Genomic DNA, 13,106 nt, shown 5'->3' with positions numbered 1-13,106 from the left:
TCGGTACAGCAACCCTATCGCCGCGCACACGACGCCGCGGCGTCAGGAGCGCACGTGCCGCAGCGTGACGAGCGCCACGATCGCCGCCGTCGCGACCAGCCCCACACCGATCACGGCCGTGACGCCGACGCCGCTGTCGAACGCGGCCCGCGCCGACTCCAGCAGCTGCTCCGCGAGCGGCCCGGGCAGCGAGCCCGCCACCGTCACGGCGCCGCCCAGGGTCTCCCCCGCGGCGTCCGCCTGCCCGGCAGAAAGGCCCGCGGGCACGACGAGCGCCGCCCGGTAGGAGGCGGTGATGATGGTGCCGAGGATCGCCGTCCCGAGCACCGCACCCAGCTCGTAGGCCGTCTCGGAGACGGCGGACGCTGCACCGGCCTTCGCCGCGGGGGCGGTCGAGATGACGAGCTCGTTCGAGACCGTCTCCGCAGCCCCGATGCCCGCGCCCAGGAGCACGAACGACGCGAGCAGGACGGCCCACGGCGCCCCGCCGCCGGTCAGCGCCACGAGGAGGTAACCGGCGGCCGAGAGCATCAGGCCTCCGGCGATGACCACACCGGGCCGGATGCGCCGTGCGACGGGCACCACCACGAGCCCGGCCACGATCATCGTGGCGAGCCCGGGCAGCAGCACGAGGCCGGACTGGAGGGGCGACAGCCCTATCACCAGCTGCAGGTGCTGCGACACGAAGAACAGGAAGCCCACCAGCGAGATCACGCTCAGCAGGTTGACCACGATCGCCCCGCTGAAGGCCGGCCGCGTGAACAGGCGCATGTCGAGCATGGGCTGGGGCCTGCGCAGCTGCCGCCGGACGAACAGAGCGCCCGACGCGACGCCCAGCACGATAGCCGCCACCGCGACCGGCGAGAAGCCGTCGACCGCCAGCACCTTGATCCCGTAGACGACGGGCGCCATCGTGAGCAGCGAGAGCAGGATGCCCACGGCATCCACCGGGCCGGGAGCCGGGTCGCGCGACTCCTTCACCAGCAGCGGCGCCAGCACCAGCAGCGGGATGAGGACGGGCACCGCGAGCAGGAACACCGACCCCCACCAGAAGTGCTCGAGCAGCACGCCGCCGACGATCGGGCCGAGCGCCGACCCGGCCGCGAATCCGGAGGCCCAGATGGCGATCGCGAGCCGCCGCTGCTCCCGGTCGAGGAAGACGCTGCGCAGCAGCGACAGGGTCGAGGGCATGAGCATCGCGCCGAACACACCGAGAGCGGCGCGGGCGCCGACGAGCCACTCGGCGGTCGGCGCGAACGCGGCGAGGGCCGACACGGCGGCGAACCCGGTGGCGCCGACGAGCAGCAGCCGGCGGCGGCCGATGCGGTCGCCGAGGCTGCCCATCGCCACGAGCAGCCCGGCGAGCACGAGCGGGTACACGTCGACGATCCACAGCATCCCGATCGCGGTGGGCCGCAGCGCTTCGGAGATGGACGGCAGCGCGAAGCTCAGCACCGTGTTGTCGACCGACACCAGCAGCGTCGGGAGCATGAGAACGGCCAGCGCCGCCCAGCCGCGGGCGCCGGCGCGGGCGACGGCGGGGACGGGGAGCGTGCTGGTCGAGGACATGAGCACTACTGTACCGTCTGGACGGTACAGTAGCAAGCGAATACGGCTACCATGGGCGTCATGCCGCCCGCCGCGTCCACGCCCTCCTCCTCCCCCGCCCCGGGTGCGGCCCAGAGCTCCGCGCGCGACCGCGTGCTCGACGCCTACGAGGAGCTCCTGGCGGAGCAGAGCGAGCGGGCCGCCACCCTCGACGCCGTCGCCGCGCGGGCCGGCGTCTCCAAGGGCGGCCTGCTCTACCACTTCGCGTCGAAGGAGGCGCTCGCCTCCGGTGTCCTCGACCGGTTCTCTGACCTGATCGAGGACGACATCCGCCGCATGCGGGAAGCCGAGGACGGGCCGGTGGACTACTTCCTGCGCACGTCCATCCCGACCGATTCGCGGTTCGAGCGGGCGATCGTCGCCATCGCGCGGCTGGCGCAGGCTGCCGACCCGCGTGCGCGGGACGCCCTCGCGAGCGCACAGCGCCGCTGGCTGGAGGTGCTCCAGGAGGCCGTCGGCGACCCGCTGGTGGCGCGCACCATCATGCTCATCGGCGACGGGATGTACTACAACACGGCCCTGCTGCCCGCCGCCAACAACGTGCTGCGCGACGAGACCGACATCGACGACCTCGTGACCCTCATCCGCCGCTTCGCGGAAGGCCGCTGACCCCGCACATTCCTGCCGAATGTGCGGAACGGCGGCGCCATTCCGCTCATTCGGCAGGAATGTCGCGGGTCAGGACTCGGTGATGTCGATCTCCTGCATGAGGTCGGCGTCGATCGCCAGGCGCACCTTCTCGAGCAGGCCGTCCGGCACGCGGGAATCGACCGTGAGGACGCTGAGCGCCTTGCCGCCGGCGGAGGTGCGGGCGACCTGCATGCCGGCAATGTTGATGTCGGCCTCGCCGAACTCGCGGCCGTACACCGCGACGATACCGGGGCGGTCGTCGTAGACCATGACGACGAGGTGCTCGGCGACCGGGACCTCCACGTCGTAGCCGTTGATGCCGACGATCTTCTCGATCTGCTTCGGTCCGGTGAGCGTGCCGGACACCGAGATCTGCGAGCCGTCGCTCAGCGCGCCGCGCAGGGTGATCAGGTTGCGGTACTCCTCGCTGACCGAGTCGGTGATGAGGCGGACCTCGACGCCGCGCTGCTCGGCGAGCAGCGGCGCGTTCACGTACGAGACGGTCTCGCTGACGATGTTGGTGAAGATGCCCTTCAGCGCCGCGAGCTTCAGCACGCTGACGTCGTAGTCGGCGAGCTCGCCGCGCACCTCGACGTCGACGCTGGTGACCGGGCTGGCGGCGAGGCCGGAGAACACCTGGCCGAGCTTCTCGACGAGCGGGATGCCGGGACGCACGTAGGGGTCGATCACGCCGCCCGCGACGTTGACCGCGTCCGGAACGAGCTCGCCGGAGAGGGCGAGCCGCACCGAGCGCGCGACCGAGACGCCCGCCTTCTCCTGCGCCTCGTCGGTGGAGGCGCCGAGGTGCGGGGTGACCACGACGTTCTCGAGGGCGAGCAGCGGCGAGTCCTGCGGCGGCTCGGAGACGAACACGTCGAGTCCGGCGCCCGCGATCGTGCCGGTGGTGAGGGCACGGTAGAGCGCGTCCTCGTCGATGAGGCCGCCGCGCGCGACGTTCACGATGAACGCGGTGTCCTTCATCAGCGCCAGCTGGTCGTCGGAGATCATGCCGGTCGTCTCCGGCGTCTTCGGCATGTGGATGGTGACGAAGTCGGCCTGCGCGAGCAGCTCATCGAGCGTCACCAGCTGGACGCCGAGCTGCTGCGCGCGGGCGCTGGTCACGTACGGGTCGTAGGCGATGACATTGGTGCCGAACGACTGCAGCCGCGCCGTGATGAGCGCGCCGATGCGGCCCAGGCCGATGATGCCGACGGTCTTCTCGTACAGCTCGACGCCGGTGTACTTCGACCGCTTCCACTGCCCCTGCGCGAGCGCGTTGTGCGCGGCCGGGATGTGGCGGGCGAGGCTCAGGATGTGGCCGACCGTGAGCTCGGCGGCCGAGATGATGTTGGAGGTCGGCGCGTTCACGACCATGACCCCGGCGTTGGTCGCCGCCTTGATGTCGACGTTGTCGAGTCCGACACCGGCGCGGGCGATGACCTTGAGCACGGGTGCGGCGGCGATGACCTCGGCGTCGACCTTCGTGGCGGACCGCACCAGGATGGCGTCCGCGTCGGCGACGGCGGAGAGCAGCGCCGGCCGGTCGGTGCCGTCCACCGAGCGGATCTCGAAGTCGGGCCCGAGGGCGTCGACGGTGGCGGGCGAGAGTTCTTCGGCGATCAGGACGACCGGCTTTGTCACGTGGCAGATCCTTACGGTGGTGCGAGGGCTGGCTTGGGATGAAGTGCGCCACGGTCGGTGGGGCGCCGAACGGCTTAACTCTAGCGGGGCGTCAAGCGGGCTTTTCGCCGCGTTACGGGAGCGGAGGCGGACGGGCCGGGAGAGGATGGACGGGTGACCCCGTTCGAGATCGTCCAGCTCGTCCTGCGCATCGCGCTCGCCCTCGTCTTCGTGGGGATGGGGGTCCTGCACTTCGTCCCGGGTCCGGCGCGCGGCATGGCCGCGATGATCCCGCCGGCCGTGCGGGTGGTCCCGCCGCGCGCGCTCGTGGCGTTCACGGGCGTCTGCGAGGTGGCGGGAGGGATCGGGCTGCTGGTCCCGGCGACGCGGGTGGCCGCCGCGGTCTGCCTTGTCGTGTTCCTCGTCGCCGTCTTCCCGGCGAACGCGTACGCCGCGGGCAAGACGGAGCGGTTCGGAGTGTTCGCCACACCGCTGGTGCCGCGGGCGCTCCTGCAGGTGGTGCTGATCGCCCTGTGCGTGGTGTGCGCGCTGTAGCAACGCCCAGCGCGTGTGGCGCGATCTCCGGGGTGCCGCGCGCGACGCGTGCGGCACCCCGGAGATCAGGGCACGGTGACCGTGACGGTCGGGCTCAGCGAGCGACCTCGCCATCGACGTAGTCGTCGTCGTTGGAGGCGTTCCAGGCGAAGAGCTTGCGCAGCTCGCGGCCCGTGGCCTCGATGGGGTGCTGCTCGCCCTTCTTGCGGAGGGCGAGGAACTCCGGCGCGCCCGCGTCCTGGTCGGCGATGAAGCGCTTGGCGAAGGTGCCGTCCTGGATGTCGGAGAGAACGGCCTTCATGTTCTCCTTGACGTGCGGGTCGATGACGCGCGGGCCGGAGACGTAGTCGCCGTACTCGGCCGTGTCGGAGACGCTCCAGCGCTGCTTGGCGATGCCGCCCTCCCACATCAGGTCGACGATGAGCTTGAGCTCGTGCAGCACCTCGAAGTAGGCGACCTGCGGCTGGTAGCCGGCCTCGGTCAGGGTCTCGAAGCCGTACTGGACGAGCTGCGAGACGCCGCCGCAGAGGACGGCCTGCTCGCCGAACAGGTCGGTCTCGGTCTCCTCGGTGAAGGTGGTCTTGATGCCGCCGGCGCGCAGGCCCCCGATGCCCTTCGCGTACGAGAGGACGAGCGGCCAGGCGTTCCCGGTCGCGTCCTTCTCGACCGCGACGATGACGGGGACGCCACGGCCGGCCTCGTACTCGCGGCGGACCGTGTGGCCCGGGCCCTTCGGGGCGACCATGATCACGTCGACGCCCTCGGGCGCCTCGATGTAGCCGAAGCGGATGTTGAACCCGTGGCCGAAGACGAGGGCGTTGCCCTCCTGCAGGTTGCCCTGGATGTCGTCGGCGTAGAGGTGGCGCTGCACCTGGTCCGGCGCGAGGATGACGATGACGTCGGCCCAGGCGGCCGCGTCGGCCGCGCTCAGGACGCGGAAGCCCGCCTCCTCGGCCTTCGGCCTCGACTTCGAGCCCTCCTTGAGGCCGATGACGACCTCGACGCCCGAGTCGCGCAGGTTCTGCGCGTGGGCGTGGCCCTGCGAGCCGTAGCCGATGACCGCGACCTTCTTGTTCTGGATGATCGAGAGGTCCGCGTCGTTGTCGTAGTAGATCTCAGCCACTTGGCTTCTCCTTGCTGATTGGTTCGGGGACGTTCTTAGTTCTTGAAGACGCGCTCGGTGATGGACTTGCCGCCACGGCCGATCGCGAGCAGGCCCGACTGGGCCATCTCCTTGATGCCGTAGGGCTCGAGCACCTTGAGCAGCGCCTGCGTCTTTCCGCTGTCGCCGGTGACCTCGATGACGAGGGCGTCGGTCGCCACGTCCACCACCCGGGCGCGGAAGAGGTTGACCGCCTCCAGCACCTGCGAGCGGGTGGAGTTGTCCACGCGCACCTTGATCAGCAGGTGCTCGCGCTGCACCGACTGCGCGGGGTCGAGCTCCACGATCTTGATGACGTTGATGAGCTTGTTCAGCTGCTTCGTCACCTGCTCGAGCGGGAGGTCTTCGACATCCACGACCACGGTGATGCGGGAGAGGCCGTCGACCTCGCTCGTGCCCACCGCGAGCGAGTGGATGTTGAAGCCGCGGCGGGCGAACAGCCCCGCCACGCGGGTCAGCAGACCGGGCTTGTCCTCGACGAGGAGGCTCAGAACGTGCGTGCTCATGGTCACTCCCCTCCGAAGGACGGACTGTGGTCGCGGGCGTACTGGACGTAGCTGTTGCTCACGCCCTGCGGCACCATCGGCCACACCATCGCGTCTGCGCTCACGACGAAGTCGATCACCACGGGGCGGTCGTTGGTCTCCAGCGCGAGCTTGATCGCGGCGTCGACCTCTTCTTCTTTCGTGACGCGGATGCCGAGGGCTCCGTACGCCTCGGCCAGCTTCACGAAGTCGGGGACGCGGACGGTGTCGTGGCCCGTGTTGAGGTCGGTGTTGGAGTAGCGGCCGTCATAGAAGAGGGTCTGCCACTGCCGCACCATGCCGAGCGACGAATTGTTGATGATCGCGACCTTGATCGGGATGTCGTTGATCGTGCAGGTGGCGAGCTCCTGATTGGTCATCTGGAAGCAGCCGTCCCCGTCGATCGCCCACACGGTGCGATCCGGCTGGGCCACCTTGGCGCCCATCGCGGCAGGCACCGAGTAGCCCATCGTTCCGGCGCCGCCGGAGTTGAGCCACGAGTTCGGACGCTCGTACTTGATGAATTGAGCGGCCCACATCTGGTGCTGGCCGACGCCGGCGGTGTAGACGCCCTCCGGTCCGGTCAGCTCGCCGATGCGCTGGATGACGTACTGCGGCGCGAGCAGCCCGTCGGTGGTGGGCGTGTACCCGAGCGGGAACTCCTCGCGGAGCCCGTTGAGGTAGGTCCACCACTCGACCAGCTCGGGCTTGCCGGACCTCGTCGCGTCCTGGTACGCCGCGGTCAGATCGACGATGACGTCCTTGGCATCGCCGACTATGGGGACGTCGGCGACGCGGATCTTGGAGATCTCGGCGGGGTCGACGTCGACGTGCACGATCTTCGCGTTGGGGGCGAACAGCGCCGTGTTGCCGGTCACGCGGTCGTCGAACCGGGCGCCGAGCGACACCAGCAGGTCGGCCTCCTGGAGCGACAGCACCGCGGGCACGGTGCCGTGCATGCCCGGCATGCCGAGGTGCTGCTTGTGCGTGTCGGGGAAGGCGCCGCGCGCGGTCAGCGTGGTGACAACGGGCGCACCGGTCGCCTCGGCGAGCTCGAGGAGCTCCTGCGATGCCCGCGAGCGGATGACGCCGCCGCCGACGTAGAGGACCGGCTTCTTGGCCTCGGCGAGCAGCTGGGCCGCTGCCAAGACCTGCTTGCCGTGGGCCTTGGTGATCGGCCGGTAGCCGGGAAGGTCGACCTTCGGCGGCCAGACGAAAGGCGCGGTGTTCTGCTGCGCGTCCTTCGTGATGTCGACGAGGACGGGACCCGGACGGCCGGTGCCGGCGATGTGGTACGCCGCCGCGATCGTCGCCGGGATCTCCTCCACGCTCTTCACGAGGAAGGAGTGCTTGGTGATCGGCATGGTGATGCCGACGATGTCGGCCTCCTGGAACGCGTCTGTGCCCATCAGGGTGGAGAACACCTGGCCGGTGATGAAGACGACGGGCACGGAGTCCATGTGCGCGTCCATGATGGCGGTGACCAGGTTGGTCGCGCCGGGGCCGGAGGTCGCCATGGCGACGCCGACCTTGTTGCTCGCGACCGCGTAGCCCTCGGCCGCGTGGCCGCCTCCCTGCTCGTGGCGGACCAGGATGTGACGGATCTTGGACGAGTCCATGATCGCGTCGTAGATGGGGAGGATCGCACCACCCGGCAGCCCGAAGACGTCGGTGACGCCGAGGAGCTCGAGGGTGCGGACGACCGACTGGGAGCCGGTCAGGTTCTCGGGCGACGCCTTGCCCGGCGTCGCGGACGGCAACACAGTACTGGGGGTTGCATCCGTGGACATGCCTGTCATCAGTCCTTACGTACGAACGGTGGATTGGGGTGCGGAAGCCGCGCCTCAGCCGGTGACGGCTCCTTCGGCTGCGGAGCGCACGAGTTTGGAGAACTTCGCGAGAACGCCACGGGTATAGCGCGGAGGAAGAGGCGCCCAGCCTTCACGGCGGGCGGTCAGCTCGGACTCGTCGACAAGTAGGTCGAGGGAGCGAGCCGCGATATCGACCCGTATCAGATCACCATCGCGCACGAAGGCGATGGGACCTGCGTCCACCGCTTCGGGTGCTATGTGGCCGATGCACAGGCCGGTTGTGCCGCCTGAGAATCGTCCGTCCGTCAATAGTAGTACATCCTTGCCGAGGCCTGCGCCCTTGATGGCGGCGGTGATGGCCAGCATCTCGCGCATTCCCGGGCCGCCCTTGGGGCCCTCGTAGCGGATGACCACCACGTCGCCGGCCTTGATGGTGCCCTCGGTGAGGGCGTCCATCGCCGCGCGCTCGCGCTCGAACACGCGTGCGGGGCCCTCGAATACCGAGGCGTCGAAGCCGGCCGTCTTGACGACCGCGCCCTCCGGAGCCATGGAGCCCTTGAGGATGGTGATGCCGCCGGTCGGGTGGATCGGGTTGTCGAGCGACCGCATGACCTCGCCGTCCGGCGCGGGCGGGTTGATCTCGGCCAGGTTCTCGGCGACCGTCTTGCCGGTGACCGTGAGGCAGTCGCCGTGCAGCAGGCCCGCGTCGAGCAGCGCCTTCATGACGACGGGGACGCCGCCGTGACGGTCGACGTCGTTCATCACGTACTTGCCGAACGGCTTCAGGTCGCCGATGTGCGGCACCTTGTCGCCGATCCGGTTGAAGTCGTCGATCGTCAGGTCGACCTCGGCCTCGTGCGCGATCGCGAGCAGGTGCAGCACGACGTTGGTGGAGCCGCCGAACGCCATGGCGACGGCGATGGCGTTCTCGAACGCCTCCTTGGTGAGGATGTCGCGCGCGGTGATGCCCTTCTTGAGCAGGTTCACCACGGCCTCGCCCGAACGGTGCGCGTAGTAGTCGCGGCGGCGGTCGGCCGAGGGCGGAGCGGCGGAGCCGGGGAGGCTCATGCCGAGCGCCTCGGCGACGGAGGCCATCGTGTTGGCGGTGTACATGCCGCCGCAGGCGCCCTCGCCGGGGGCGATCGCGCACTCGATGCGCTTGAGGTCTTCTTCGCTCATCTTGCCGGCCTTGCACGCGCCGACCGCCTCGAACGAGTCGATGATCGTCACGTCTTTCTCCGTACCGTCGGAGAGCTTCACCCAGCCCGGCGCGATCGAGCCGGCGTAGAGGAAGACGGCCGAGAGGTCGAGCCGCGCGGCCGCCATGAGCATGCCGGGGAGCGACTTGTCGCAGCCGGCGAGCAGGACGGTGCCGTCGAGGCGCTCGGCCATCATCACCGTCTCGACGGAGTCGGCGATGACCTCACGCGAGACGAGCGAGAAGTGCATGCCCTCGTGGCCCATCGAGATGCCGTCGGAGACGGAGATGGTGCCGAACTGGAGCGGATACCCGCCGCCGGCGTGCACGCCCTCCTTCGCGCCCTGCGCGAGGCGGTCGAGCGAGAGGTTGCACGGGGTGATCTCGTTCCAGGACGAGGCGATGCCGATCTGCGGCTTCTCCCAGTCTTCATCGCCCATTCCGACGGCGCGGAGCATCCCGCGGCTGGTGGTGGCTTCGATCCCGTCCGTGACGACGCGCGAACGCGGCTTCCAATCGACTTCTGGCATGTGACAACTCTAGGACGTCTCGAATGCCGCTCGGACCATGTGCCCGGGACCTGTGGACAGCGGCCCGCGGCGTCAGGCTGTGGACGGCTTCACGTGCGCCGCGCGCGCCTCCGCCAGCAGCGTCAGCAGCGTCGCGATCGCGCGCTCGTCCGCGACGCGGTACTGCGCGAGAGTCTCCCCGCGCCCGACCTTGATGCCGACGTCGCCGCGGGACGGGTCGAGGACGCGGAAGCCGTCCTCGTCGGTCACGTCGTCGCCCGCGAAGAGGACGGCGGTCGCCTGGGTGTACTCGCGCAGCCGCTCGACGCCGTCGCCCTTGTGGGCCTCGCGCACCGAGAACTCGATGATGTCCTTCCCGTCGCGGATGGTGAGGTCGTCGCCGATCGCGGCAGCGGCCTCCCGCGCCCGGGCGACCACCTCGGGTCCGCGCTCCGCCGCCACGAGCCGGTAGTGCACCCCGTAGCCCACGGGCTTGGTCTCGAGCTTGGTCGACGGGATGTCGTCGACGAGCTCCTGCAGCGCCTCCCCCAGGCGCGCGAGCCGGTCCTGCTCCTCGGCTGTCAGGTCGAGCGAGACCCCGTCGCGGCCGAAGCGGATCTCCACGCCGTGCGAGCCGATCAGCAACGCGTCCTCGTCGGCCTCCGTCACGGTCTCCAGGCTCGACAACGGCCGCCCGGAGACGTAGGCGACCCAGGTGTCCGGGAGGTGCTCCAGGCGGTCGAGCGCGGCCTTCGCCTCCGGCAGCGCCCGCGCGCCGCGGGGAACGTCGACGAATGGGGCGAGCGTCCCGTCGAAGTCGAGGGCGAGCAGGAGGCGGTCGGCGCGGGCCAGCCGCTGCAGCGCGCTCGCGAGCGCGACGGCGGAGGCAGGAGGCAGCGGGGATGCGGTGTTCGTCATTCGTCTTCCGGAGAGGATCGGGTGGTTCAGCGCCGGTTGACCGGCGGGTTCTGCAGCGGGTGGTCGCCGTGGGCGCTCCGCGTCAGGGCGTCGAGGAACGACGCGGACCAGCGCGCGACGTCGTTGGTCAGCACCTTCTTGCGCAGCGCGCGCATCCGGCGGGTGCGGTCGCGCTTGGGCATCGCCAGCGCCTGCATGACGGTGTCCTTCAGGCCCTCGATGTCGTGCGGGTTGATCAGCAGCGCCTGCCGCAGTTCGTCGGAGGCGCCGGCGAACTCGCTGAGGACGAGCACGCCGTCCTCGTCGACGCGCGTGGCGACGTACTCCTTCGCGACCAGGTTCATGCCGTCGCGCAGGGCGGTCACCAGCATCACGTCGGCGGCGAGGTAGAGGGCGACCATCTCCTCGCGCGGGTAGCCGTGATGCAGGTAGGCGATGGCGGTGTGGCCGAGGGTGGAGTAGTCGCCGTTGATCCGGCCGACGGTCAGCTCGATCTCGTCCCGCAGCTGGCGGTACGTCTCGACCCGCTCGCGGCTGGGGCTGGCGACCTGCACGAGGGTGACGTCCTCGACGCTCAGCCGGCCCTCCTCCAGCAGCTCGCCGAACGCCTTCAGCCGGTGACCGATGCCCTTGGTGTAGTCGAGCCGATCGACGCCGAGCATGATCTTCTCGGGGTTGCCCAGCTCCTCGCGGATCTCGCGCGCCCGCGCCTGGATCTCGGGTCGGCGGGCGAGGTCCTGGTACTGGTCGGCGTCGATGGAGATCGGGAAGGCCCGCGCGAGCACCGTGCGGACGAGCCCGCCGCGCCGGTCGGTGGTGACGTGGCGGTGCGACCCTGCCTTCGGGTCGTCCGTGTCGATCGGCACCTCGATGATCGGACCGCGGGTCTCGTAGCCCTTGAGCCGCCGGACCGCGCGCGAGAAGTTGCCGGCGTCGGCGACGCGCTGGAACCCGATCACGTCGGCGCCGAGCAGCCCGTCGATGATCTGCCGGCGCCAGGGAAGCTGAGAGTAGATGCCGTAGGGCGGGAACGGGATGTGGTTGAAGAAGCCGATCACCAGGTCCGGCCGCTCCTCGCGCAGCATCGCGGGCACCAGCTGCAGCTGGTAGTCGTGCACCCAGACGACGGCGCCGGGCGCGGAGACCGCCGCGGCCGCTTGCGCGAACCGGCGGTTGACCCTCACGTAGCTCTCCCACCACTCGCGGTGGTAGCTCGGCTGCGCGATCACGTCGTGGTAGAGCGGCCAGAGGGTGTCGTTGGAGAAGCCCTCGTAGTACTCCTGCAGCTCCTGGTCGGAGAGCGGGACCGGGTGGATGTTGATCCCGCCGGCCTCGAACGGCTCGACGTCCTCCCCCGCGACGCCGGCCCAGCCGATCCACACGCCGTCCTGGGAGCGCATCATCGGCTCCAGCGCTGCGACGAGCCCACCCGGCGACGGTCGCCAGTCGGCCTCGCCCCGGTCGTCGACCACCCGGTCGACGGGCAGTCGGTTGGACACGATGACCAGGTCGTAGGTCTCCTGGTGCGTCTTCTCTGTCGTGGATCCGGTCGTCGGTTGGGGCGTCGTGCTGATGGTCGGTCAACTCCCTCGAGGGGTCGCGGTGGACACCAGCCAGGGTACCAGCGTCCTCCAAGGCCCCTTCGTGCCGCCCGGCTACTTCGCCGTGCCGAGCAGCTGCGTCAGCCGCTTGGCGTACTGCGCGTACCCGGCCGCCGTCGGGTGGAAGATGTCGGCGCCCGAGGTGTTGAGCCAGGGATGCGGGTCGCCGAACGCATGCCCCGTGAAGTCGACGGGCAGGTAGGTCATGGCGACCCCCTTGGCACGCTGCTCCTCCACCGCCTGCCGGATGACCTCGTTCAGGCCGATGGCCGCGGCGTTGATCGCGGCGGAGGTCTGGAAGTCCTTCGCGCTCGGGTCGGACGAGTCGTACAGGAGCACGTAGCTCGTGACGACGATGCGCGCATGGGGGCCGCCTGGGCGATCGCGGAGTATGTGGTGCGCAGACGGTCGGGCAGCACGTTGAGCAGCGACAGCGCGGCGGTCACCTCGTTACGGCAGGCCGTCACCTTTCCGGCTGCGCAGTCGCCCGCGATCTGCGCCACCCCGAGGTCGTTGCCGCCCACGCTCACGGTGACGAGGTCGGTGCGGTCGTCGAGGGCGATCAGCTGGTGTTTCAGGAGGTCGGAGGTGGTCGCTCCGGCGCACGCGGCGTTCACGACCAGGTCGACGCCTGATGTCCGCGCGAACACCGTCGGGTAGGCGGCGGAGCTCAGCCGGCACTTGCCCTTCTCGTTGCCCGCGCCCATGCCGGCCGCGAACGAGTCCCCGAGCGCGACGTAGCGCGTCGACGCGGTGAGCGGCTGCTTGGGGAACGGGTCCGGCGTCGCACTCGGCGTCGGCGCGCCCGTCGCCGCGGGCTGCTGCGGCGCGGCACCGGTGGGCGCACCGGAGCAGGCGCTCAGCGTCGCGACGGCCGCGACCGCCAGCAGCGCGACGGCGGCGCGGAGCACGCGCGACCGCGCGGGCGCGGCCATGCCGCGCGGGTGCCGTCGTGCTTCGGGTCGCATCC

12 protein-coding genes are annotated in these 13,106 nt (G+C 70.2%); 2 read left to right on the top strand and 10 right to left on the bottom strand.

Annotated elements, in window-relative coordinates:
* Window positions 1–42 precede the first annotated feature (42 nt).
* On the bottom strand, window positions 43–1,569 hold the full coding sequence (locus tag HNO83_RS14680; protein ID WP_175338260.1) for an MFS transporter: 1,527 nt from the start codon (window positions 1,567–1,569) through the stop codon (window positions 43–45).
* A gap of 51 nt (window positions 1,570–1,620) precedes the next feature.
* On the opposite strand from HNO83_RS14680, the gene HNO83_RS14675 reads away from it, so the two are divergent.
* Window positions 1,621–2,217, top strand: coding sequence for a TetR family transcriptional regulator (locus tag HNO83_RS14675; protein ID WP_249776750.1), 597 nt, complete (start codon window positions 1,621–1,623; stop codon window positions 2,215–2,217).
* 69 nt (window positions 2,218–2,286) lie between these two features.
* Here the strand turns inward: HNO83_RS14675 and serA are convergent, their stop codons facing one another.
* A complete protein-coding gene (gene serA / locus HNO83_RS14670) occupies window positions 2,287–3,879 on the bottom strand; it encodes a phosphoglycerate dehydrogenase (RefSeq protein WP_175338259.1) in 1,593 nt (530 codons plus the stop codon).
* 153 nt (window positions 3,880–4,032) lie between these two features.
* Between serA and HNO83_RS14665 the strand changes: the two genes are divergently transcribed.
* A complete protein-coding gene (locus HNO83_RS14665; protein ID WP_175338258.1) occupies window positions 4,033–4,413 on the top strand; it encodes a DoxX family protein in 381 nt (126 codons plus the stop codon).
* Between the two features lie 94 nt (window positions 4,414–4,507).
* On the opposite strand, the gene ilvC is transcribed toward HNO83_RS14665, so the two are convergent.
* The 8 genes from ilvC to HNO83_RS14630 all read right to left on the bottom strand — a co-directional run bounded on the left by ilvC (window position 4,508) and on the right by HNO83_RS14630 (window position 13,104).
* Window positions 4,508–5,536, bottom strand: a complete 1,029-nt coding sequence (gene ilvC / locus HNO83_RS14660) for a ketol-acid reductoisomerase (protein ID WP_175338257.1) — start codon at window positions 5,534–5,536, stop codon at window positions 4,508–4,510.
* A 35-nt stretch (window positions 5,537–5,571) separates the two neighbouring features.
* A complete protein-coding gene (ilvN, locus tag HNO83_RS14655) occupies window positions 5,572–6,081 on the bottom strand; it encodes an acetolactate synthase small subunit (protein ID WP_064108653.1) in 510 nt (169 codons plus the stop codon).
* Between the two features lie 2 nt (window positions 6,082–6,083).
* Window positions 6,084–7,889 (bottom strand): acetolactate synthase large subunit, encoded by a 1,806-nt coding sequence (locus HNO83_RS14650; protein ID WP_175338312.1) that lies wholly within the window; start codon window positions 7,887–7,889, stop codon window positions 6,084–6,086.
* 54 nt (window positions 7,890–7,943) lie between these two features.
* A complete protein-coding gene (gene ilvD, locus HNO83_RS14645; RefSeq protein WP_175338256.1) occupies window positions 7,944–9,638 on the bottom strand; it encodes a dihydroxy-acid dehydratase in 1,695 nt (564 codons plus the stop codon).
* 72 nt (window positions 9,639–9,710) lie between these two features.
* Entirely contained in the window at window positions 9,711–10,535 is an 825-nt protein-coding gene (gene otsB / locus HNO83_RS14640) for a trehalose-phosphatase (RefSeq protein ID WP_175338255.1), read from the bottom strand.
* Between the two features lie 26 nt (window positions 10,536–10,561).
* The gene (gene otsA / locus HNO83_RS14635) at window positions 10,562–12,034 is read right to left on the bottom strand and encodes an alpha,alpha-trehalose-phosphate synthase (UDP-forming) (protein ID WP_349627221.1); all 1,473 of its coding nucleotides are present in this window, start codon (window positions 12,032–12,034) and stop codon (window positions 10,562–10,564) included.
* Window positions 12,035–12,190: 156 nt separating this feature from the next.
* Entirely contained in the window at window positions 12,191–12,475 is a 285-nt protein-coding gene (locus HNO83_RS20450) for an SGNH/GDSL hydrolase family protein (RefSeq protein ID WP_249776749.1), read from the bottom strand.
* Window positions 12,394–13,104, bottom strand: coding sequence for a GDSL-type esterase/lipase family protein (locus HNO83_RS14630; protein ID WP_249776748.1), 711 nt, complete (start codon window positions 13,102–13,104; stop codon window positions 12,394–12,396). The genes HNO83_RS20450 and HNO83_RS14630 overlap by 82 nt, the downstream gene beginning before the upstream one ends.
* Window positions 13,105–13,106: the final 2 nt, after the last annotated feature.

Origin of the sequence: Leifsonia sp. C5G2 (genome assembly GCF_013359685.1) — a bacterium.
Lineage (GTDB): Bacteria > Actinomycetota > Actinomycetes > Actinomycetales > Microbacteriaceae > Leifsonia.
The sequence above is the reverse complement of the archived record's forward strand: the minus strand, read 5'-3'. Positions and strand labels throughout refer to the sequence as shown.

What these genes read in the sequence shown, in the direction of transcription:
- ilvN (WP_064108653.1), bottom strand. Translation starts at nt 6,081, where the DNA reads ATGAGCACGCACGTTCTGAGCCTCCTCGTCGAGGACAAGCCCGGTCTG.
- ilvD (WP_175338256.1), bottom strand. Translation starts at nt 9,638, where the DNA reads ATGCCAGAAGTCGATTGGAAGCCGCGTTCGCGCGTCGTCACGGACGGG.
- HNO83_RS14680 (WP_175338260.1), bottom strand. Translation starts at nt 1,569, where the DNA reads ATGTCCTCGACCAGCACGCTCCCCGTCCCCGCCGTCGCCCGCGCCGGC.
- HNO83_RS14650 (WP_175338312.1), bottom strand. Translation starts at nt 7,889, where the DNA reads ATGTCCACGGATGCAACCCCCAGTACTGTGTTGCCGTCCGCGACGCCG.
- HNO83_RS14630 (WP_249776748.1), bottom strand. Translation starts at nt 13,104, where the DNA reads ATGCGACCCGAAGCACGACGGCACCCGCGCGGCATGGCCGCGCCCGCG.
- HNO83_RS14675 (WP_249776750.1), top strand. Translation starts at nt 1,621, where the DNA reads ATGGGCGTCATGCCGCCCGCCGCGTCCACGCCCTCCTCCTCCCCCGCC.
- otsB (WP_175338255.1), bottom strand. Translation starts at nt 10,535, where the DNA reads ATGACGAACACCGCATCCCCGCTGCCTCCTGCCTCCGCCGTCGCGCTC.